Here is a 21,049-nt window from a genome sequence, read left to right as displayed (position 1 = left end):
CCCCGCCGGTTCGCCGCCGAGGCGAACCCCAGCCCGTCGGGGTAGATTCTGCGGATGCCGGAGCTCGTGTACCCGCCCGTTATCGCCACCGCCAAGACGATGTTCCGTCTCCTCGACCTGAAGATCACCATCGAGGGCGCCCACCACGTACCCCGTACTGGCGGGGCGGTGTTGGCCAGCAACCACGTCAGCTACCTCGACTTCATCTTCGCCGGTCTGGGCGCGAACGCGTCGGGGCGGCTGGTCCGCTTCATGGCCAAGGAATCGGTGTTCACGCACCGGATCTCCGGCCCGCTGATGCGCGGGATGCGGCACATTCCGGTGGACCGGCAGGCCGGCGCGGGCTCGTTCCGGGCCGCCGTGGCCGCGTTGAAGAAGGGCGAGGTCGTCGGCGTCTTCCCCGAGGCGACGATCAGCCGGTCGTTCACCGTCAAGGAGCTCAAGAGCGGCACGGTCCGGATGGCCCGGTCGGCGAAGGTGCCGGTGCTGCCGGTCGCGTTGTGGGGCACCCAGCGCCTCTGGACCAAGGGCCGCCCGCGCACCCTGACCCGCCGGCACACGCCGATCACCATCCTGATCGGTGAGCCGATCAACCCGGCGGACTTCCCGGACCCGAACGTGCTGGCCGCCGAGCTGACCACCCGGCTCAGCGCCCTGGTCGACCGGGCGCAGCGGGATTATCCGGACACTCCGGCTGGCCCGGACGACACCTGGTGGCAGCCCGCGCACCTGGGCGGCAGCGCGCCCACCCCGGAGGAGGCCGCCGCCCTGGACGCCGCCGCCGAGCAGCACAGCCCCAGCGCCTGACGCCGGGTTGGCCGGATCGTTCCGCACCCGGGCAGAATGGTGTCTGCCGGCGCGAACGCCGTCCGGCCAGGATCTACGTCATGAACAGAGCAGCACTCGTCGTGATCGACGTGCAGGAGTCCTTCCGGCAACGCCCGATCTGGGCGTACGGGTCCAACCCCGACATCGTCCGCCAGGTCGACCGGCTGGTGGCTGCCGCCCGGCAGCGCGGCGACCTGGTGGTCTGGGTCCTGCACTCGGAGCCGGGCACGGGCGGGTTGTTCGACCCCGCCCTCGGGTACGTGCGGCTGATCGACGGGCTGGTTCCCGCCGAGGGTGAGCCGACGCTGGTCAAGACCGCGCACAACGCGTTCACCACCACGAACCTTCAGCAGTTGCTGACCCAGGCGGGCATCACCGACATCGCCGTCTGCGGCATCCGCACCGAGCAGTGCGTGGAGACCACCACCCGGGTCGGCGCGGACCTCGGTTACCGGATGACGTTCGTCACCGACGCCACGCTGACCTTCCCCATCCCGCACTGGGACCTGCCCGAGTCGGCGACGGTCGCGGAGATCCTCGCCGACCCGCGCACCCTGACGAACGAGGAGATCGTGACCCGCACCGAGTACGCGCTGGCGGGCCGCTTCGCGACCATCCGGACCGTGGCCGAGCTGACCGGCGCGACCCTCGCCGGCAGTCGGGGCTGACGTCGTGACCCGGGTCGTCTTCCTGCTGGTCCCCCAGCTGCACCTGCTGGACCTCGCCGGGCCGGCCCAGGTCTTCTCCAGCGCCGCTGACCTCGGGTACGACTATCAGCTGCACTACGTCGCGGAACGCGAGCAGGTGCCCACCGTGCAGGGCGTACCGCTGGTCGCCGACACCCGGTGGCCCGAGCTGGCCCCGGACGACCTGGTGATCGTGCCCGGCTGGCGGCCGGCGGCGCACGGACCGCAGGGGCCGGTGTCGCCCGCTGACCTGCGGCGGCTCGCCGAGCACCACGCGGCTGGCGGCACGGTGGCCAGCGTCTGCGCCGGGGCGTACGCGCTCGGGCGGGCCGGGCTGCTCGACGGCCGGCGCTGCACCACCCACCACGAGGTGCAGGACGACCTGGCCCGCCGGCATCCGGCGGCCCAGGTCGTCCGCGATGTGCTGTACGTGGTGGACGACCGGGTGGTCACCTCGGCGGGCATCGCCAGTGGCATCGACGTGGCACTGCACCTGGTGGCGACCCGGCACGGCCCGGCGACCGCCGCGAAGATCGCCCGCACGCTGGTCGTCTACGCCCGCCGCAACGGGCACGAGCCGCAGGCCAGCGCGCTGATGCGGCACCGCTCACATCTCTCCGACTCGGTGCACCGGGTGCAGGATCTGATCGACAGCCGGTACGCCGAGCCGCTGCCGCTGGCCGAGCTGGCCGCCGCCGGTGGCGTCGCCGAACGAACGCTGACCCGGCTGTTCCGGGCGAGCACCGGCCTCACCCCGCTCGGCTATCAGCAGCTGCTCCGGGTGGAACGGGCCGAGCATCTGATCGGGCACGGCACGACCGTGGAGGCCGCCGCGCGGGCCGTCGGGTTCACCGATGCCCGGATGCTGCGCCGCCTGCGAGCCCGCCCCACGAGGTCGGATCCGGTCTCGAACGGTAGTAGTCGTCGCGGGAGTGGAACTCCACCGGCAACGAGCCGGGCAGCGTGACCCGGGTGTCGCCGGCGAGCAGGCCGGGGCCGGCCCGCAGCAGCAGCACGTCGCGCTCCTGGGCGGAGAGGTCGACCAGTTGGGGACGGGTGAGCCGGAACATGGCCACCGCCCGGCGGACCTGCCGGGCCAGCGCCACCACCTCGGCGGCCGCTCCGCGCAACGCCAGCGCCGGCTGCTGAATGGTGCGCAGCGCGTCGCAGACGATCAGCAGCTGCGCCGGCGCGTCCGGCTCGGCCGCCGGCAGCTCCAACCGGGACGGCCACTGCCAGCGGATCTGGCCGCTCATCAGGCCGTTGAGCCGGGCCGGCGGCCGGGCCCGGTGGGTGCCGTCGGCGACCAGCGACAGCTGCGCGCCGCTGCCCACCCAGCAGATCCGTTGGTCGGTGACGGTCACCGCGACCGGCTCGGGCAGTTGCCAGCGGCATCGCATCTCGCTGGGCCCGAGCAGGTAGCCCGCGACCAGCAGCCGGTGTCGCCCGAGCACCCGTTCGCCAGGCCTCGGTCGAAGGTTGTAGTCGCGGTCCAGGGGTGGGCCCACGCCGTCGTCTTCGGCGTCGAACCGGTGGGGACCGATGAAGAAGGGGGACGCGTCGGCGTGCATCGTCACGACCTTCCGGTCAGCTGGCTGTGTACTGAAGCCTGGCGGACCGGAGGGCCGCTGTCATGACGCCTGTTAGGGGGTCGGCCGGTCAGGTGTCGCCTGTGACCGGTAGATGCCGATATCCTCCGGGCGGACGAGACCGTCCTCGATCGCACGGGCGAGGAGAGCCGCCTTTGTGGCGGCTGGCCGCCCCGCCCGGGTGTACTTGATCCGCGCCCGGTCGACGTACTGCTTCACGGTGTGCTCGCTGATCTGCATCCGCCGAGCCACCGACGCCTTGGACATCGACTGGAACCACAGCAGCAGTGCCTCACGTTCCTTGTCGGACAGCATCGGCCGGTCCGGCCGTGGGTCGCCGACCATCGCACCGGCCAGCGCCGGCGGCACGTACGGGCGGTCGCTCGCGGCGGCCAGCACCGTCTCCACGCAGTGTTCGCGGCCCTCGTGCTTGGCCAGGAACGCCACCGCCCCGGCGTCCAGCGCGGCGAGCATCGTCTGTGGGTCGGTGTGCTCCGAGTAGACCACCACCCGCCGCCCGGCGGCGCTCAGCTCGCCCAACTTGTCCAACGCCATTCGCCCGTGCAGCCGCAGGTCGAGCAGGACGACGTCGGCGTCCGGCGCCGCCCGCAGCACCTCGTCCGGGTCGTCGCCGGTGGCGAGCACCGTGAGGCGCGGCTCGGTCGCGAGCCAGGCGCGGACCCCCTCGACCACCACCGGGTGATCGTCGACGATCGCCACCCCGACCGGCCGATCGCCGGTCACCGCCGCCACCGGGTCTGCGCCCATCTGATGTTCCCGTCCCGTTCGTAGAGGTACTCCACTGGCCCGTCGTCGTCTTCCGCAGGTGGCGGGCCGGTCGCCTCCGGCCCCTCCCGGTCCGGCGTGACCAGGCTGACCACCACCTCGTCCGGGCCGGAGACCACGGTCAGGCGCGCCCATCCCCGGGCGTCGGCGAGGGTGCCGGTGAGCGGGTCGGCCAACCGTCGGCGGACCTGCACCGGCAGCGGTGGTGGGGTGCCGATGGTGACCAGGTCGATCGGTAGGCCGTTGCGTTCCGCCAGGTCGGCGGCGGCGCGCAACTCGTGCAACAGCGGGTCGGGCACATCGTCGGACTCGGCGATCAGGCGGCGCAGCCGGGCGGCGGCCAGCATGCAGCGGCGCTGCACCTCCGGGTCGTCCGGGTCGGCCTCGCCGGCGGCCAGGTCACCGAGGACCCGCCCGGCCGCCGAACTGGCCAGCGCGAGCCGGTCCCGGCGCTCCCGCAGGCCATGCTCGGCGGCGTCCCGCTCCGCGGCCATCGCGTGACCGGCGGCTGAGACGGCGGCCCGCTCCCGGGCCAGGCCGACGATGACAGTGCTGCCCACGAAGACCGCCACCGGCAGCGAGAACGTGCCGTAGACGTACATCACGTAGCGGGCCACGTCGGCCGGGTCGGGGCCATGCCTGAGCACGGCGACCAGCGCGATCAGCGCGTGCGTGCTCAACAGCGCGATCAGCCCCGCGACGCGTCGACCCCACACCGCCAGCACGAAGAACCAGCCGAGGGTGCCCCACACCCAGTTGGCGGCGGTGAACAACTGTCGCTCGCCGGCCGCGGCGAAGACGGCCGCGTCGACGACCAGCAGCAGCCCGGCCAGCGGCCACGGCGGCAGCGGTGAGCCCTGCAGCAGCCGCACCCCGGCCACCGCGCCGGTCACGGCGACCAGGATCCACGCGCCGAGCACCACCGTTGGCGCGGCGAACTCCGCGCGGGCGCCCAGCACCGCCGGCAGCGCGATCGCGACGTGCCAGGCCAACGCGATGGCGACGGCGGCGATCCGGGCACCCCGGTCGGAGGCGTGCGCGACGGCGGCCGGCGCGGCGAGCGTCGCGCTGGAGGCCGGCTCCCGAGGTGTCGGAACTGCCGTCCGGTGCGGTGCCTCGGCAGTGTCGGTGGGGTGCACCGGGGTGTTCAGGTCAGCCGACACCGGGCCACTCCAGTCGAATCCGGGTGCCGACGCCGACCGTCGACCGCACCTCGGCCCGCCCACCGACGGTTGCCATCCGGCCGCGGATCGACTCGCGCAACCCGTACCGGTGCGGTGGGACGGTGGCCAGGTCGAAGCCGGGGCCGTCGTCGACGACCTCGACCACGACGCCGATCGCGTCCCGGGTCAGTCGCAGCGTGGCGCTGGCGCCGGGGGCGTGGCGGACCACGTTGGACAGCGCCGCGTAGGTGCTCTCGCCGATCGCGTCGGCCACCCCGACGGGGACCGCGCAGGGTGCCAGGTCCAGTCGGACCGCAAGCTCGGGCAGCCGGCCGACCACCGACCGCAACCGGCCGTCGAGCGGCACCGGGCCGTCTCCGGCGACCGGGTGGATGTCGGTGAGCGCGACGAGGGTACGCAGGTCCGCCGCGCACCGGTCCCGGAAGGCGGTCGAGGGCCCGGCGACCGCGCCCAGACCCACCATGGTCAGCGTCCCGAGCACGGTGTCGTGCAGGTCGCGGTTCTGTTGGCGTTCGGCCTCGCGGGCGGCGCGGGCGACCAACGCCTCCCGGGTCAGCCGCTGGTGCTCGACGAAGGCGCGGTCCGCCCGGCCGATGCGCCGGCGCATGACCGCCGCCATCATCGCCGTGCAGGCGGTCTGCGCCAGCAGCGTGGCCGCGTGCGCCCGCGCTTCGGTGGGGTTGCCGGCCGCCTGCGCCCCGGTCACGTACGTGGCGATCACGAGCAGGCCGGCCGGAATCGACCAGCGCGCCGGGGCGGTGGCCTGGGTGTTGATCACCGTGGTGCTGGCCAGCACGGCGATCCAGCTGCCCTCCCCGGGCAGCACCTCGGGCGCCACCAGCACCGGGATGAGGAGGCAGGTCAGCGCGGTGACCGCCACGTCGCCGGCGACGAGGACGGGACCGATGCCGTGGCGTAACGCGCGGTGCGCGTACCAGAGGGACCAGCCGGTCAGGACGGCCACAGCGGGCAGCAACACCGCCTGCTCGACCGGCGGGGTCTGCACCGACACGGCCACCCCCGCGGCGAACAGCCCGCAGGTCAGCCGCAGCAACGCTGGCAGCGTGGTGAAGATGAAGCCCAGGGCTCCGCCGGCCGGATTGTCCAACGTGGGAGGCGGCATGGTGGGGGTGGCAACGGCCGGCATCGGGAAGTGCCCTTCCGACAACGACCCGGTCCGGGTCCACACGGTATAGATCGACATCGGACAATAACATGGCCGACGACAAGTGATAACCCCATTCTGCGCGGAGTGTCGCTGATGTGTCACTCTGCGCCGCTGTGTGCACGGACTGTTCCTGCCGGAACCGGCAGCGCCCGTCGCCCGTCTCATCCCCGGGTGGAAGGTGGTGAGCCGGATGCGCGCGTCCCGGACGGTACTGGCGGTGACACTGCTCGGCCTGGCGTTGGGCGGCTGCGGTGGCACGGAGATCGGGCCCGGCGGGGCCGACCAGCCCGCTCCGGCGCAGATCGTCGACGGGTGGACGTCCTGCGCCAAGGACGCGCCACGGGCCGGCGACATCATCCCGATACCGTCGCCGCCGACGGCGAACGAGCCGACGATCGGTCGCATCGACCCCGCGTTCACCCCGGTCGCGGCCTTGACCTGCGGACGGGAGGTCCGGCCGGGCCGCAACGGCGGCCACGAGCAGATCGCCACCGAACGACGCGCCGACGAGATCGCCCCGCTGCTCGCCGCGCTACGCCTGCCCAACGAGCAGGCCGACGGAGACACCGCCTGCACCCTCGACATGGTCATCCCACCGTGGTTGGCCCTGCTGGACGACCGGGGGCGCTGGCTGCGGCCGTACCTGCCGACGGACTCCTGCGGCAAACCGCGCCCCGAGGTGACCGCCGCGCTCGCCGGGCCGCAGTGGACCACCGTGGACACCCGTACCATCCGGCAGGTCGAAACCGCGACGGCCGAAGCCGCCGGGTGCGCCCAGCAGTGGACGGACATGGTGTGGGTGGAGACCAGAAACGGCCGCCCCGGCCCGCCCGGGGCGGCGGTTTCCGGGCCGCTGCGCCTCTGCGTCTACGAGGTGCCCACGTCGATCCAGGGCGGCGAGAAACCGCCAGGTGATTTCGTGTACGGCGGGCCGCTGCCGACCGAACGTCAGGCGGGCGTGCTCCGGGCGCTGTCCAACCGTCGGGCGGTGGTCGACTGCGACACCCCGGCGTCCCGCTTCGCGGTGCTGCGCCCGCTCGACGGGGCGGGCCCCGACCGGTACGTGGAACTCGACGGCTGCCGACGGTTCCTGGTCGCGCCAGCGACGGGCGAGGCACAGCTCGGGCAGGGCGACGAGGCACTGGCCGCCCTGCTCGGGCCCGTCTAGACGGCCTCAGCCTGAGCGCGGCGTCACCAGCTCTCCGGGCGCTCGAGGTCCCGGGCCGGCCGGTACCCGCCGAGGATCGCCAAGCCCTCCGCCTCGGTGTAACCGTTCCCCCGACCCTTGCGGAACGCCTCGACGTAGCAGGGCTTGACCACCATCTCCAGCACATCCCTGCCTTGCCGGCGGGCCCGGTAGGGGCCGGCGACAAGATCTCCGCGCCGGGCGTCGTCGCTGATCGGAGCGAGTTGCGCCCGAACGGTCAGCCAACGGCCGGATGCGTCACCGACCACCAGGGAGCCCTCGACGAAGGAGTCCCGAGCCGACCGGCCGAGCGTGACCGAGCACTCCAGCAACCGTCCATCGGGCGGCAGCGACTCCAGCCGGAACGGCACGACGCAGCGGTGGGCACCGTCGAACCGGACCCGGCTCGCCGTACCGACCGCCTCGTCGCGGGTGGTCGCGTAGATGTCCAACTGAGCCCAGAGTTCGTTCGCGGGTTGCCAGCGGACGAACCATAGCTTCCGGTCCCCGGACGGATCGAACCAGGCGACCCCCGAGCGGTCACCGACCCGTACCTCGGTCCGTCCCTGCGGTCGCCCCTGCGAGGACAACGTCTGCTGGAGTCCGTCCAGCAACACTTCGGTGCGCGCCAACACGAAACGAGCATGACCACTCGGGCCCCGAAACTCGACGCTCTCGATGCCCCGTCCGGTGCGCCACGACGCGAAGGTGGCATCGTTGACCAGCGCGTCGGTCGAGAAGTGCACCGTCGCGGCGTCGGCACCGACCTCCTCGGGGCGTACGGTCCCATCGCTCTGCGCCTCCGGCAGCATCAGCGCTGCGGCCGGCATGATCGGGTCATCGGTGCTCCGAACGCCCGGGATCGCCAGCACCACCGAGGTGAGAGCGACACATGTCGCTGCCAGGCCGCCGACGATCAGTCCCCGTCGACGCAGCCGCAACCGCCGGCCGCGATGCCGGGCCTGTTGCACGATCGGCGTCGGATCGATGTCGCCGCCAGCCTGATGCTTGAGCGTGGTGGCGAGCTGCTCATCGAGATCACTGAACATCAGAGCTCTCCTGCCCGTGCGTGGGTTGCCGCTACCTGTCGTTGACGCAGCGCCGCCAGGGCGCGCTTCGCATGTGTGCGAACCGTGCCGGTCGAACAGGCGAGGATGTCGGCGATCGACGTGTCGTCGAGATCCTCGTAGTAGCGCAGAACGATCACGGTCCGCTGACGCGTCGGCAGAGCACAGACCAGCCGCCACAGCGCGTCGCGCTCGGCGACCCCGGCGGCTTCGTCCGTGGTGCCGGCCCGATCAGTCACCGCGGCGACCGAGACCTCCCGGCTGCTTCGCTGTCGCCACCACGAGTGGTGAGCGTTGACGAGCATGCGGTGGACATAGGCGTCCGGACGATCCGTCCGGGAGATCCGCCCCCACCGGGCGTACGCCTGCGCCAGGACCTCCTGAACCAGGTCCTCGGCCCGGTGCTCGTCACCGGTCAGCAACCGGGCGAGCCGCACCAGCGCCGAAGTGCGAGCGAACGCGTACTCCTCGAACGTCACGCACTATTAACGCCATGAAGCGGCCGGCCCGTAGACACCTGGCGGGCACTTCATGCGCGGCAGGCTCGAATCGATCTCGTGATGCGACTACTTGTCGCTGACGTAGGTGCCCCGCTGCGGCACGGTCATCACCAGTCCACGCTCTCGCAGTAGGCGCACTGCCGCGCGAACCGTGCCGCGAGCGACGCCGTACTCCTGCTGAAGCGTGGATTCACTCGGAATCGGGCGCCTGGGCGCCAGCTCCCCGGTCTCAATCCGTTTGGCGATCACGTCCGCGAGCTGAACGTAGATCGGTGTCGGAGCCAGCGGATCGATCATGAAGGCAACCTAGGGCACGTCTATAGACGTCCAGGTCGTCGGTACGTCTATAGACGTACAAGGACGTACAGGATTACGGTCAATGCGGAGAGAGTGACGCACCGTAGGAGGCCGAATGCGAGCGGTCCGCTTTCATGACTGTCTGTTGTCGGCGGTGATGACCCTGGCGTGGCTTCACCGTCCGACCTGGAGTTGCCTGGGTCGGCGCTACGTGTGCCGCTGTGGTGCCGAGCTGCCCTGCCGGTCCCGCCACCGCATCCCCTGGAATCAGCCGCAGTGGCCCGGTGAGCACCAATGACGAAGCACGGACCGATCCTGCCGCTCTGGCTGTGTGAGACGTGCGGCCGACCCTGGCCGTGTGCCGCGCGCCGCCTTGAGCTGCTGAGCGACTATGCCGCCTCTCCGATCTCGCTGGCCCTCCACATGGGCGCGTGCCTGACGTCCGCCAAGACGGACATGAGCTGGGCTCCACCGGACGCCCTCCAGCGCCGCTTCCTCGGCTGGATGCCGTGACCGGGTTCAACTCCGGCGATGTGGTGCTGATCGGGTCGGCGTGTTCGATGCAGTTCAGCGGTGAACGGGCGCTTCGCATCCGGCTCGTCTCAGTCGGCAGCCTCGACCCGTACCACGGCTGGGTGTGGTTGACGGGCTATGTCCTCGACGCGAAGGGCAGGGCAACCGACAAGCGAGAGGTGTACGTCCAGCGTGCGGGCATCGTGGTCGAGGAGAGGCATGCCAGTTCGCCACCGCTCGACCGCCGCAGTCTGCCCTTCGGTGAGGTCAGAGCCGCTGGACGATCTGGATCGGACTGCCATCCGGGTCGGCCGTCCAAGCGATCAGCAGGCGATCGAGCCACCGATGCGGTGCCGCCAGGGCCGGGGCGCCGTTCGCCGTGAGTTCTGCGTACGCGTGGGCGGTGTCGTCGGTCCAGAGGATCACCGCGGCCCGCTGGCCCTCGGGTACGGGGTCGAGCCCGTGGTCATCGCGGGTGGAGGCCACCGAGGCGATGCCGATCTTGTAGCCGTCGAGCGCGACATCGATGTGGATGGGCTCGCCCTCGGTCGGCACCCGGAAGGTCTCCGTGAAGCCCAGACCGGTGTAGAACTCGGCGGCGCGGGTGACGTCCTCGCTGAAGAGGATCACCTGAGGAGTGCGGAACATCGACACAGCCCGACGGTATCAGCGTCGTGAAATCCCGCTGTGCGTGCTGCTGGTGACCATCAGGCTCGCAGCGCTCTGCCGCTAATGGCTGGGCGGAAGGACTCCGTCGGCCGTGTAGCGCTCACCATCATCACCGTGGATCGTGGCACCGAAGTTCTCGGCGAGGGATCCGAACTCCCGGTAGGGGTCACTGCTGAAGTGACCCTTGATGTCGATGCCACCTTCGAACCAGGTCAGCGAAACCACGCTGTCGTCCGCACACGTGTACAGGTAGATCGGCTGACGGCCCTCTTCCCAACCAAGCCATCCCCCTGCCTTGGGAGTGAATCTCAGATGGCTGGTGGCGTGGGTGCGTCCCTGGTCAGCTTGGTCGTCGTCGTCCGTTGGTGTCGGCGCTTGGCGGCGGTCTTGGCTGTACCGATGGCCGTACAGTTGATCTATGGCGGCGGCTGAGAGCGGGAACACTGGGCGCTTCCGCGATCCGAGGCACTGGCTGCGCGGCTTGGCTGCCGGCGAAATCCTCGTCCGCTGCCCACGCTGTGCAGAACGTGCCTCGGTCCTTCCCCGTCCCGAGGATCTGGCCGTCGGTACGCGGCGTGATGTCTGGCTGCGCCGTCGGCTCAGTTGTCTCGGGTGCGCATATGCGGACCTCTGGGCAGCTTCGCGCCTCGCAAACAACGCGCGCGCCTTCCCTGGCTTCTCGGGCCCGAATGACCCCTACTTCGGCCTGCCCCTCTGGTTGTCGACCGGGTGCCGTGGGCGTGTGCTCTGGGCGTACAACGCTGAGCACCTGGACCTGCTGGAGGCGTACGTGTCCGCTCGGTTGCGGGAACGCGGCCAGCACATGGGCAGCCAGACCCTGGTTGAGCGCTTGCCAGCGTGGATCAAGGACGGCAGGCACCGCGCCGAGGTGCTGGACGCAATAGGGCAGCTTCGGGCGCTACTTGCCTGGCCGCCGGCTAACCGGCAGAAGTTGCAACAGCGATGGAGCGGCAGTGGTAGAGCGGATCTCCTCGCTCCGGAGGTCGATGATGGTGGCTGACGAGGATCCACCGCTGACGGAACTGGTAGCCGGCACAGACGACGACGTCTGGCGATTCGCTGAGACGGTGGGCCGTGAGCAGGCTCTGGCGTACGCGCAGGAGTGGATACGAAGCGACGAACCTGACGTACGTGACGTTGGGTTCACGGCGCTCGGAGCGGTGGCGTTGAACTATCCACCGGCGCTCGATGCGTTGCTCGATCACGCTGACGCGGGCTGCGCCGATCGCGATGCGTGTGTTCGGGCAACGGTGGCCCAAGCGCTGGGCAACCAGAGCAGCGAGCAGCGGTGTGTGCCGTTCCTGCTGCGGCTACTCGACGACGCCGAGGTCGTGGTGCGTCGGATCGCGATCGGCGGCCGCCCCATCACGCTGGATGAACCAGCAGCCGATGATCCCGCGGTCATGGCACTGATCGGGCGGCTCGCGGACGGCGACGCGACGGTGCGTGACTGGGCGGCGTTTGCGCTCGGCAGCCAGCTTGATGTCGACTCACCGCAGATCCGTGCTGGGCTGCGGAGCCTGCTTGGCGAATCGGACACCGATGAGGCGTACCCGGCGGCGGAAGCCGCCCTTGGCCTGGCTCGCCGCGGGGACCCCTCGGCGCTCGCCGCTATCGCCGATCGGTTGACCAGGCCGGACCCCGGATCGTTGTGGCTGCGCGCCGCCGCCGAACTTGCCGACCCGCGCCTGACTCCGGCGCTCGTCCAGTTGCGTACACCGGATAACGAGCCGGACGATCCCTGGGTCGAGGGGCTTGAGCGCGCCATCGCCTGTTGCACCGCCGCCATGACGGACGGCGCGAGCGGCGTCGCCGCACTGCCCCCGTCCCCCTGATAGGTGCGCGATCCGTGTCGCGACGTGCGTGCGATCAGTAGGGCAGCTTGATGCCGTGCCGGGACAGGGTCTCTGCGTAGAAGCCCAGCAGGGCGTCAATGTCCTCAACCGCGGCGTCCAGCTCATCGAGGACTTCGGCGTCGCGCTGCCGTTCGCGCAGCGCTCGGGCTGCTCCGGCGAGCTGCGTCCGGAGCGTCGCCAGGGTGTCGCCCTGGACGTGAAGGCCGGGAAATGCCCGGCCGAGCAAGTGGACGACGGCGTAGTTGCCGGACCGCGACAGCACCTCGGCTCGTTCCTGCTCCATGCCGCGATGATCTCAGGCCGCCTTGGCTGGTGCAGCCAACACGGGTGGCTGGTCAGTTGTGCTTCGCGTGGTCACGCCATTCGTCGTCGTCTCGTGTCGGGGCTTGCAGGCAGTCTTGGCTGTACGGGTGGCTGTACGGCCATGTCTTTGGTGCGAAGATCCCCTTCGCATGCTGGACAGTCGGCTGATCTTCCAGCCGCGATTGAGGGGGACAGCGGTGGAGCTCCTGATCACCAAGCCGTTCGATGCCGCCCGTGTGTTGGCTGACCTGAGGTTCATCTACGCTGACACGCTGCGCTCCACACGGGTCTTCGGAATTGCCGTCGTGGCCGTTGGTGCTGGCCTTGGGGGTCTACTCCTGGCCACCTCCGGCATGAGCGGTCTGGTGCTTGTCCAGCTGGCGATAGCGCTCTTCGGCATCCACATCGCCCTTGGCGTAAGCCAAAACCTTCGGCGTGCAGTGTCGGACCTCCCCGCGACATGTCAGCAGGAGGCGCTCCTCATCGTGACCGAGGAGGGCATCACCGAGGAGTATCCGGCGGTCCGGAGCGAGGTCCTCTGGTCGGCAATCATCCGTGTCGTAGAAACCGACACCGGTTGGCTGCTCTTCTACGGTTCCCGACACGCCATGTCTGTGCCGAAGGACGGCCTGGGTGAGGACCAGGAGGCGCAGTTTCGGGCTTACCTCGCTGCGCGTACGCCGGTGACGGCCTGAGGGGACTGGTCCTCCACAAGCGTGGCCGGCCCGCCCGGCCGATGCACGCCTGCGCGAAGCACCTCTTCGGCTGACTTGGCTGTATGAATGGCTGTACGGGGGCCGTGGTGATCGTCTCGACCGGCAGCGGGGTGCCGCTGACCTGCGGCGGTGAGGGTGCGCCCGGCAGGATTCGAACCTGCGGCCTTGGGATTAGAAGTCCCCTGCTCTATCCGCTGAGCTACGGGCGCGTGTGGCGTGGATGTCGCGCCCAGAGGGTACCGCCGTCCCGTTGCCCGGCGGCGAAAAGGGTGCCCGCGTCCGCGTCGCCGAGCAGGGTCTCACGTCCACCGTGTAGCAGGCATCCGGGTTCCCGGGGGACGGCCGGGCGTCGGGCCGTACCTTTGGCTGGTGCTGCTGGATTCCGACGCCGAGAGCGACGTCGCCTACGAGCTGTGCCAGGTCGTCGGTCGTGCCATCCTGCCGTACCGGTCATCTGGCGTCTTCGGTACCGCGTTCTTCTTCCAGGGCGGCGACGACCCGGTGGGGGAGTCGCTGCTGACGGCGGCCGACCTGGTGGGCGGTTCGGTGGGTGAGTTGAGCTTGCGGGCGAGCGTCACGGAGCCGGCGGGGGTGGCACCGGCCGTCCTGTCTGAGGCTGAGATCGTGCCCGGTTGGGCCCGCTTCCCGGGTGACGGGGTCGCGGTGTTGCCGACCGCTGGCCTGCACCGGTATGCGGGCGACGGCGGCTGGCGGTGGCGCGTCCAGCCGGTGCCGGCGGGGATCGCCGCCGGGCCCGAGGTGGTCGCCCGCCTCGACGCCGACGGCAGTTCCGCTTTCGTGCTGGCCCATGGCGTACGCGAGGACGGGTCGCGCCCGCTGGAGGTCGCGATCGAGCGGGTGGTCCGCGACGGGGACGCCGTGCTGATCACCACGGAGCTGCCTCCGGGGTACGTCGGCGCGCCGGTCTTCATCGTCCAGGCTGATGCCGGTGGTGAGGTGTCCCCGTACTGCCTGGGTCTGGTGTTGCCCGGCGTCGGCGCGCACCCGGTGGCGACCTTTGACCGGATCCGCGCCGTCCTGCCGGCGACGCCCGGCGACCTCTGAACCGCGTCGGCCGGCCTGGTCAGCTGCCGGGCGTCGGCACCCCCGCCGAATCCGCCGGCTGTGTGCTGACCGCGTGCACGTCGGCAGGTGCCGCGTGGGCAGGTGCCGCGTCGGCCGGGGCGGTGGGGCCGGCGGCGAGGAACGCCTCGGCCCAGCGGCCCACCTCGTCGAAGACCTTCTTGCGTACGGCGGGGCCGGAGAGCGTGAGGTCGTGCAGCCCGCCGTCGAAGCGGGCCAGGGTGACGTGGCGGCCGAGGCGGGGCGCGTAGCGGACCATGTGCTCGACGTCCAGTACGGCGTCGGCCAGGGTCGCGTTGTCGTGCCACTTGGTGCCCCGGAACGACCGGGTCGAGCAGGCCAGCAGCACCGGCACCTGGATGTCCAGTCCGGCGCGGAGCCGACGTTGCCCGGTGCGGATCGCGTTCAGCCAGCCGGCCCGGACCGGGAACCCGGCCAGCGGCTTCCACGCCAGGTCGTAGGTCCACTCGCCGCGGTGGTCGGAGTGGATGCTCTCGCCGTACACCGTGCCCAGCCCGAACGGGAGGATGCGGTGCGGCGCCCTGCGGCCCAGCCGGGACGCGGCGGCCGCGAGGGGTCGGCGCACCGCCCAGGGGGCGTTCAGGTCGAAGAAGGGGCTGTTGAGCACCAGGCCGTCGATGGTGCCGGTGTCGCGGCGGGCGTCCGCCCAGAGCGAGAGGATCAGGCCGCCGGTGGAGTGGCCCATCGCCAGCAGAGTGTCGTGCCCGTCGTCCTTGCGGATGATCTCGGCGGCGGCGTCCAGTTCGGGGAAGTAGTCGCTGATGTCGAGGCAGAAGTTCGGGGTCTGGGCCGGGAGCAGGCTGCGACCGTATTTGCGCAGGTCGAGCGCGTAGAAATCCCAACCTCGCTCGGCGAAGAAGTCGGCCAGGTGGGTCTGGAAGAAGTAGTCGACGAAGCCGTGCACGTAGAGCACGGCCCGCCCGGTGGGGCGCTCGGCCCGCCGCCGGACCAGGGTCGCGACAACGGGGCCCTCGTCGTCGGTGCCCAGGTCGATCGTCTGCCGCTCGTACGGCGGCCCCAACACGTCCGGTTCCACGACCGCGACGCTACGCCGCCAACCTACTCAGCGGTAGCCCGCGTCCTGGCCGCCCTGCCCTCCCGCCCCTGCCCTCCCGCCCCTGCCCTCCCGGCCCTCCCCGGTCCGGCCCTCCCTGCCCTCCCCGGTCGATCATGAAGTTGTGGTGGTTCGCAAAAAGGGCGATTGCGCATCTAGTGCCCACCACAACTCCATGATCCACAGGGAGGGGTGAGGGTCAGGACAGTTCCGCGTCGGCCCGGCTGGGGTCGGCGGCGGGGATCTGCTCCTGGTCGTCGGCCGGGTTCAGCTCGCTCTGCGGGTGCGGGAGGTCGCGCAGGTGCTTGTTGTGCCGGGGCTCCTGCCGGGTCTTGGCGTCGTTGAGCCGGCGGCGCAGGTCGTCACGAACGTCGTTGAGCGCGGCGTGCAGATCCTCCTCGGTGGAGGTGGTGACGATCTTCTGCCGGCCGGCGATCCAGCACTCCAGGGTGACCTTCTGGCCGCGCGACTCCCGGTCCTTCACCGACACCTCCAGCTCGGTGGCGTCGGCGTGGAAGCTGGCGAGCCGGGCGTCGAGGGTGGCGAACTGCTCGGCGATCCAGTTGCGGTCGCCCTGCGAGAACCCGGCGCCCACCCGCAGGCACTCAGCCACGGTGGCCGGGTTCGCCACGGCGCTCATCGCCGCGCCTCGGAGGCGTTCGCGGAACCGAAGGTAGTGATCGTCATGGCGCTGACCTCTCGTCGACGTGGAGCTGTCGGTGGTGCGTTGATCAAGTCCTTACCCAGCTTGGGGGGCCGGGGAAACCGTTGACGGCGAGTCGGTGGGGTCGGTGGAGTCGGGCGGGGTTGGATCAGGGCGGGCGGGGCTGCGCGTAGCACATCGGGGCGTGATCAGGGCGTTGTCCACAGGTGGGTTCGTCATCCACAGGCCGGGGGAGGGGCGCTGGCGAGGGGCGCTCTCGGTGCCGATGCTCGGTGTCGAGTCGACTCGCGCTGGCAAGCCCCGATCCCCCTGGAGGGACGATGTTCGATACTTACGTGACAATCGTCGGCAATGTGCTGACAACGCCCGCGTGGCGGCGTACCACCCAGAGCAGCACCCTGGTGGCCAACTTCAAGGTCGCCTCCACCGCCCGCCGACTCGACCGGGACAGCGGCCGGTGGGTTGACGGCAATTCGCTTCGTGTCCGCGTCAACTGCTGGCGCAAGCTGGCCGAGGGGGTGGCGGCTTCCGTCATGGTCGGCGACCCGGTGGTGGTCTGCGGGCGGCTCTACACCCGCGACTGGACCGACGACGCCGGTAACCACCGCACGCTCTACGAGTTGGAGGCGGTCGCCGTCGGCCACGACCTGTCCCGGGGTCGGGCCCGGTTCCTGCGTAACCGGCCGAGCACGACGACCAGCACCGTGGAGGACGCCGAGGCCGAGAGCCGGGTGCGCGGCGAGCCCACCGAGCCGGTGCCCGCCGGGCAGGCGCCCGTGCTTCCCGACGACCGTCCGCTGGACGACGACTTCGAGCTGCCCGACTACGCCGAGTTGCGCACCAGCCCGTTCGGCGATGTCCCAGCGGACGACGACAGCTCCCCGAGCGGCGGGCCGGCCACCGCCCCGCCGGGCCTCGACGACGAGTTGGCCCCTGCGCCCGAGGCGGACGACGACAACGCCGACGGTGACCTGGACATCGAGTTGGGGCCGCCGCCGGACGAGGGGCAGCCGGAGCAGCCCGGTCGAGGGCGGCGTGGCCGGGGCCGGGTCCCGCAGCCAGCCTGACCGATCGGCTCCACCGTCGCGGGTTGGGCGGCCGTCGAGCGGGCCGGGTTCCAGGCCGGGTGGTACGGCACGACGGGGCCGGGTGGTACGGCACGACGGGACCGGGTGGTACGGCACGACGGGGGCGGGGTGGCGGCGCGACCAGCGTCGTCACCCCGCGTGACGGGCCCCGGCGGGCTGCCCTGTCAGTGCGCTCCAGTGGTTCTCGCCGCCGGTGCGGCACCGTGGGCTGGGCTGGCTCACGGGGCGCTCGTCTAGGCTGGCCGGCCGGAGGTGGTGCGGGTGCGACGGACAGCGCCGATGGCGAACGCGGTGGGGCTGCTGGCCGGGTACGCGCTGGACAGGATGCTCGGCGACCCCCGCCGGTGGCACCCGGTGGCCGGCTTCGGGCAGGCCGCTGGCGCGCTGGAGCGCCGCCTCTACCGCCCGGACCGGACGGCGGGTACGGCATTCACCGCGCTGGCCGTCGGAGGGCCGGTGCTGCTCGGGGCGGTCGCCGCAGCGGTCACCCGGCACCGGCCGGTGACCCGGGCGGTGCTTGTGGCCGCCGGCACGTGGGCCGTGCTGGGCGGCCGCACGCTACGCCACGAGGCGACCGTCATGGGTCGGACGCTGAGCGACGGTGACCTGCCGGCCGCCCGGCGACGCCTCGGTCACCTCTGCGGGCGGGACCCGTCAACGCTGGGCGAATCGGAGTTGGCCCGTGCCACCGTCGAGTCGGTCGCGGAGAACACCTCCGACGCGGTCGTCGCCCCGCTGCTCTGGGGTGCGGTCGCCGGCCTGCCCGGGTTGCTGGGCTACCGCGCGGCGAACACCCTCGACGCGATGGTCGGGCACCGGTCGGCCCGCTACGCGCGGTTCGGCGCCCCGGCCGCTCGGCTGGACGACGCGCTCAACCTGGTGCCGTCCCGGCTGACCGGGCTGCTCACCATCGCCGTCGCGCCGGTCGCGCACGGGGATCGGCAGCGCGCCTGGCAGGTGTGGCGGCGGGACCGCAACGACCACCCGAGCCCCAACGCCGGTCAGTGCGAGGCGGCGATGGCCGGCGCGCTCGGGGTCCGCCTCGGCGGCCGCAACGTCTACTTCGGGCGCTCCGAAGTGCGACCGTTCCTCGGCGACGGTCCCCGCCCGGAGGCACGGCACCTGAAGCGGGCCGCCCGGATCTCCGGCGCGGTCGGGCTGGCCGCGGTCGGGCTGGCCGCCGCGTACCCGGTGACCCTCGGCCGACTGGTTGGCGCGGCGCACAGGCGTGTGCTGACCGGTGCCCGGCGAGGCCTGGTTGCCGCAGCGGGAAAGCGCGGGCCGGCGGACGCCGCGGGAAGGCGTGGGCTGGCCGGCTCGTGGGCTGTCGGAGTGCACGGGGGTGTCGGGGCGCGGCAGGGGAGCGGGCGGTGAGCGGCGGGCTGCTCGTGGCCGGCACGACGTCCGACGCCGGCAAGAGTGTGCTCACCGCCGGCATCTGCCGCTGGCTGCACCGGCAGGGCGTGAAGGTGGCGCCGTACAAGGCGCAGAACATGTCCAACAACTCGGCGGTGGTCGTCGGGCCGGATGGGCGCGGCGGCGAGATCGGGCGCGCCCAGGCCATGCAGGCCGCAGCCTGCGGGCTCGCACCCGACCTGCGGTTCAACCCGGTGCTGCTCAAGCCGGGTAGCGACCTGGCCAGTCAGGTGGTGCTGCTGGGCGAGGCGGTCGACACGATCACCGCCGGCACCTTCCGGCAGCTCCGCCCCCGGCTCGCCGAGACCGCGTACGCCGCGCTGGCCGAGCTGCGCGAGGCGTACGACGTGGTGATCTGCGAGGGTGCCGGCAGCCCTGCGGAGATCAACCTGCGGGCCGGTGACTACGTCAACATGGGGTTGGCCCGGCATGCCAACCTGCCCACCATCGTGGTGGGTGACATCGACCGGGGCGGGGTGTTCGCCTCGATGTTCGGCACCGTGGCCCTGCTCGACCCGGCCGATCAGGCGCTGATCGCCGGGTTCGTGATCAACAAGTTCCGGGGCGATCGCGGGCTGCTCCAGCCGGGCCTGGACATGCTGGGTCAGGTCACCGGCCGTCCCACGTACGGGGTGCTGCCCTGGGCACTGGACCTGTGGCTCGACGCGGAGGACTCACTCGCCTACGGGCGGGTGCTCGGCCGACCGGCCGCCCCGCACGGCAGCGAATGGCTGGACGTGGCAGTCGTGCGCCTACCCCGGATCAGCAACGCCACCGACGTGGAGGCGCTCGCCACCGAGCCGGGCGTCCGCGTCCGCCTCACCATCGAACCGGCCGAGTTGGCCGCCGCCGACCTGGTCGTCCTGCCCGGGTCCAAGTCCACTGTCGCCGACCTCCGGTGGCTGCGCGACACCGGTCTCGCGGACGCGGTGGCCACCCATGTGGCGGCCGGCAAGCCGCTGCTCGGCATCTGCGGCGGTTTCCAGATGCTCGGCCGCGCCATCCACGACCCGGTGGAGAGCCGGCAGGGCAGCGTGCCAGGGCTCGGTCTGCTGCCCATCGACATCACCTTCGATCCGCGCAAGACCGTCCGGCAGTCGGCGGGCACCGGCCACGGTGGCGTCCCGGTGCGCGGTTACGAAATCCACCACGGGTACGTGTCACAGGCCGACCCCGGCCTGACCCCGCTGCTGGCCGGCGAGGACGGTGTCGGAGAGGGAGCCGTGCTCGGCGCGGTGCACGGAACGCACTGGCATGGGGCGTTCGAGTCCGACGGGTTCCGCCGGTGGTTCCTCACCGAGGCGGCTCGCCTGGCCGGCCGCAGCGGGTTCCGGGTCGCACCAGCCACCAGCTTCGCCGCCGCGCGGGAACGCTCACTGGACCTGCTCGGTGATCTGGTCGAGGAACACCTGGACACCGACGCCCTCTGGCGTCTCATCGAAGCCGGCCCACCCGCGAACCTGCCCTTCATCCCACCCGGCCCCCCGCCGGCCACCACCCAGCCCCGGCACTAACCGCCCGCCACCGCCGCCCCGTCACCCCTGGTCGCCCGCTGTCCCCCGGTCGCCTGCTGCCCCCTGGTCGCCCGCTGTCCCCCGGTCGCCTGCTGCCCCCGTGTCGCCCGCTACCCCTGGTCGATCATGGACTTGTGGTGCCCGTCATGCCCCGAACCGTGCCTTTCGCCCCCCACCACAAGTCCATGATCGACGCGGCGGGGGTGGCGCGGCGGGGCGTGGCGTGGCGCGGCGGGGGGTGGCGCGGCGGGGGTGGCGCGGCAGGGGGTGCAGCGCGGGGGTGGGGCACGGTGGGCATGGGGGCACGGTGGGTGGCAGATCAGGGGCGGATCAGGGCAGGCTAGGGGCGGATGTCGGCGGGGCGGTCGGTGGTGGGTAGGCCGGCGGCGAGCCAGGCGTCCACGCCGCCGATCATGTCGGTGGCCCGACGTAATCCGAGGGTCTGCAGGCTGGCGGCGGCCAGGCTGGAGCTGTAACCCTGCCGGCACACCAGCACGATCTCCCGGTCGTACCCGGTGGCTTCCGGGATCCGCCAGGCGCTGGCCGGATCGAGGCGCCATTCCAGTACGGTCCGGTCGATGACGATCGCGCCGGGCAGGTCGCCCTGTTCGCGGCGTTGCAGTTCGGTACGCGTGTCGACCAGCAACGCACCGCCGCGGACCGCCTCGACGGTCTGCTGCGGAGTCAGTCGGTGCAGCCCGGCGCGGGCCTGTTCGAGGAGGGCGTCAATGCCGGGGCTCATCACGTCTCGGAGCACCACCAGATCATCCCGATTCGGTGGCACCCCGGGCGGCGAACGGGCCGCGCATCACCCGTCGCCGCCCCAATTCCCCCGGACGT

Annotated in this window: 23 protein-coding genes, 1 tRNA gene and 1 pseudogene; 11 read left to right on the top strand and 14 right to left on the bottom strand. The window is 71.7% G+C overall.

Annotated elements, in window-relative coordinates; translation table 11 throughout:
- Positions 1–54: 54 nt before the first annotated feature.
- The 3 genes from EV382_RS19510 to EV382_RS19500 all read left to right on the top strand — a co-directional run bounded on the left by EV382_RS19510 (position 55) and on the right by EV382_RS19500 (position 2,481).
- Complete coding sequence (locus EV382_RS19510) at positions 55–807, top strand: lysophospholipid acyltransferase family protein (RefSeq protein WP_130403916.1); 753 nt, start codon at positions 55–57, stop codon at positions 805–807.
- 80 nt (positions 808–887) lie between these two features.
- Complete coding sequence (locus tag EV382_RS19505) at positions 888–1,496, top strand: isochorismatase family protein (protein ID WP_208758453.1); 609 nt, start codon at positions 888–890, stop codon at positions 1,494–1,496.
- Between the two features lie 4 nt (positions 1,497–1,500).
- Complete coding sequence (locus EV382_RS19500) at positions 1,501–2,481, top strand: GlxA family transcriptional regulator (RefSeq protein ID WP_130403914.1); 981 nt, start codon at positions 1,501–1,503, stop codon at positions 2,479–2,481.
- Here the strand turns inward: EV382_RS19500 and EV382_RS19495 are convergent.
- The 4 genes from EV382_RS19495 to EV382_RS19480 form a co-directional block, all read right to left on the bottom strand.
- Complete coding sequence (locus EV382_RS19495; RefSeq protein ID WP_130403912.1) at positions 2,363–3,085, bottom strand: hypothetical protein; 723 nt, start codon at positions 3,083–3,085, stop codon at positions 2,363–2,365. The genes EV382_RS19500 and EV382_RS19495 overlap by 119 nt on opposite strands.
- A gap of 72 nt (positions 3,086–3,157) precedes the next feature.
- The gene (locus EV382_RS19490; protein ID WP_130403910.1) at positions 3,158–3,871 is read right to left on the bottom strand and encodes a response regulator transcription factor; all 714 of its coding nucleotides are present in this window, start codon (positions 3,869–3,871) and stop codon (positions 3,158–3,160) included.
- A complete protein-coding gene (locus EV382_RS19485; RefSeq protein WP_208758452.1) occupies positions 3,844–5,052 on the bottom strand; it encodes a hypothetical protein in 1,209 nt (402 codons plus the stop codon). The genes EV382_RS19490 and EV382_RS19485 overlap by 28 nt, the downstream gene beginning before the upstream one ends.
- On the bottom strand, positions 5,042–6,220 hold the full coding sequence (locus EV382_RS19480; protein WP_130409007.1) for an ATP-binding protein: 1,179 nt from the start codon (positions 6,218–6,220) through the stop codon (positions 5,042–5,044). Before EV382_RS19480 ends, EV382_RS19485 begins: the two co-directional genes overlap by 11 nt.
- A gap of 211 nt (positions 6,221–6,431) precedes the next feature.
- Here EV382_RS19480 and EV382_RS19475 point away from each other — a divergent pair, with 211 nt between their 5' ends.
- Positions 6,432–7,409 carry a hypothetical protein gene (locus tag EV382_RS19475; RefSeq protein WP_130403908.1) on the top strand — a complete coding sequence of 326 codons (978 nt, stop codon included), beginning with the start codon at positions 6,432–6,434 and terminating at the stop codon, positions 7,407–7,409.
- A gap of 23 nt (positions 7,410–7,432) precedes the next feature.
- Here EV382_RS19475 and EV382_RS19470 read toward each other — a convergent pair whose 3' ends face one another.
- From EV382_RS19470 to EV382_RS19460, 3 genes are all read right to left on the bottom strand, one after another.
- Entirely contained in the window at positions 7,433–8,476 is a 1,044-nt protein-coding gene (locus EV382_RS19470; RefSeq protein WP_130403906.1) for a hypothetical protein, read from the bottom strand.
- A complete protein-coding gene (locus EV382_RS19465) occupies positions 8,476–8,973 on the bottom strand; it encodes a SigE family RNA polymerase sigma factor (RefSeq protein WP_130403904.1) in 498 nt (165 codons plus the stop codon). The genes EV382_RS19470 and EV382_RS19465 overlap by 1 nt, the downstream gene beginning before the upstream one ends.
- 87 nt (positions 8,974–9,060) lie before the next feature.
- Positions 9,061–9,291 (bottom strand): GntR family transcriptional regulator, encoded by a 231-nt coding sequence (locus EV382_RS19460; protein ID WP_130403902.1) that lies wholly within the window; start codon positions 9,289–9,291, stop codon positions 9,061–9,063.
- 294 nt (positions 9,292–9,585) lie between these two features.
- Between EV382_RS19460 and EV382_RS19450 the strand changes: the two genes are divergently transcribed.
- Positions 9,586–9,804, top strand: coding sequence for a hypothetical protein (locus tag EV382_RS19450; protein WP_130403898.1), 219 nt, complete (start codon positions 9,586–9,588; stop codon positions 9,802–9,804).
- 267 nt (positions 9,805–10,071) lie between these two features.
- Here the strand turns inward: EV382_RS19450 and EV382_RS19445 are convergent, their stop codons facing one another.
- Positions 10,072–10,452: a VOC family protein gene (locus tag EV382_RS19445; RefSeq protein WP_244236974.1), complete on the bottom strand. Its 381-nt coding sequence runs from the start codon at positions 10,450–10,452 to the stop codon at positions 10,072–10,074.
- Positions 10,453–10,533: 81 nt separating this feature from the next.
- A complete protein-coding gene (locus EV382_RS32835; protein ID WP_165435831.1) occupies positions 10,534–10,917 on the bottom strand; it encodes a hypothetical protein in 384 nt (127 codons plus the stop codon).
- A gap of 530 nt (positions 10,918–11,447) precedes the next feature.
- Between EV382_RS32835 and EV382_RS19435 the strand changes: the two genes are divergently transcribed.
- On the top strand, positions 11,448–12,329 hold the full coding sequence (locus EV382_RS19435) for a HEAT repeat domain-containing protein (protein ID WP_165435830.1): 882 nt from the start codon (positions 11,448–11,450) through the stop codon (positions 12,327–12,329).
- A 34-nt stretch (positions 12,330–12,363) separates the two neighbouring features.
- On the opposite strand, the gene EV382_RS19430 is transcribed toward EV382_RS19435, so the two are convergent.
- The gene (locus EV382_RS19430; RefSeq protein WP_130403892.1) at positions 12,364–12,633 is read right to left on the bottom strand and encodes a DUF6959 family protein; all 270 of its coding nucleotides are present in this window, start codon (positions 12,631–12,633) and stop codon (positions 12,364–12,366) included.
- 217 nt (positions 12,634–12,850) lie between these two features.
- Between EV382_RS19430 and EV382_RS19425 the strand changes: the two genes are divergently transcribed.
- A complete protein-coding gene (locus EV382_RS19425; protein WP_165435829.1) occupies positions 12,851–13,348 on the top strand; it encodes a YcxB family protein in 498 nt (165 codons plus the stop codon).
- Between the two features lie 157 nt (positions 13,349–13,505).
- On the opposite strand, the gene EV382_RS19420 is transcribed toward EV382_RS19425, so the two are convergent.
- Positions 13,506–13,578: transfer RNA gene (locus tag EV382_RS19420), tRNA-Arg, on the bottom strand.
- A gap of 160 nt (positions 13,579–13,738) precedes the next feature.
- Here EV382_RS19420 and EV382_RS19415 point away from each other — a divergent pair.
- A complete protein-coding gene (locus tag EV382_RS19415; RefSeq protein ID WP_130403888.1) occupies positions 13,739–14,434 on the top strand; it encodes a hypothetical protein in 696 nt (231 codons plus the stop codon).
- A 19-nt stretch (positions 14,435–14,453) separates the two neighbouring features.
- On the opposite strand, the gene EV382_RS19410 is transcribed toward EV382_RS19415, so the two are convergent.
- Both EV382_RS19410 and EV382_RS19405 read right to left on the bottom strand, forming a co-directional pair.
- Positions 14,454–15,509 carry an alpha/beta hydrolase gene (locus EV382_RS19410; protein WP_208758451.1) on the bottom strand — a complete coding sequence of 352 codons (1,056 nt, stop codon included), beginning with the start codon at positions 15,507–15,509 and terminating at the stop codon, positions 14,454–14,456.
- Between the two features lie 217 nt (positions 15,510–15,726).
- Positions 15,727–16,167 carry an HPF/RaiA family ribosome-associated protein gene (locus EV382_RS19405; protein ID WP_130403886.1) on the bottom strand — a complete coding sequence of 147 codons (441 nt, stop codon included), beginning with the start codon at positions 16,165–16,167 and terminating at the stop codon, positions 15,727–15,729.
- A 344-nt stretch (positions 16,168–16,511) separates the two neighbouring features.
- Here EV382_RS19405 and EV382_RS19400 point away from each other — a divergent pair, with 344 nt between their 5' ends.
- The 3 genes and pseudogenes from EV382_RS19400 to EV382_RS19390 all read left to right on the top strand — a co-directional run bounded on the left by EV382_RS19400 (position 16,512) and on the right by EV382_RS19390 (position 20,209).
- Entirely contained in the window at positions 16,512–17,258 is a 747-nt protein-coding gene (locus EV382_RS19400; protein ID WP_130403884.1) for a single-stranded DNA-binding protein, read from the top strand.
- Positions 17,259–17,558: 300 nt separating this feature from the next.
- Positions 17,559–18,521: pseudogene (locus EV382_RS19395) on the top strand (cobalamin biosynthesis protein); the annotation flags it as partial.
- 128 nt (positions 18,522–18,649) lie between these two features.
- Positions 18,650–20,209: a cobyric acid synthase gene (locus EV382_RS19390; protein WP_130403882.1), complete on the top strand. Its 1,560-nt coding sequence runs from the start codon at positions 18,650–18,652 to the stop codon at positions 20,207–20,209.
- Between the two features lie 340 nt (positions 20,210–20,549).
- On the opposite strand, the gene EV382_RS19385 is transcribed toward EV382_RS19390, so the two are convergent.
- On the bottom strand, positions 20,550–20,951 hold the full coding sequence (locus tag EV382_RS19385) for a rhodanese-like domain-containing protein (protein ID WP_130409001.1): 402 nt from the start codon (positions 20,949–20,951) through the stop codon (positions 20,550–20,552).
- Positions 20,952–21,049 lie beyond the last annotated feature (98 nt).

It is taken from the genome of Micromonospora violae, assembly GCF_004217135.1.
GTDB classification, from domain to species: Bacteria; Actinomycetota; Actinomycetes; order Mycobacteriales; family Micromonosporaceae; genus Micromonospora; species Micromonospora violae.
The sequence above is the reverse complement of the archived record's forward strand: the minus strand, read 5'-3'. Positions and strand labels throughout refer to the sequence as shown.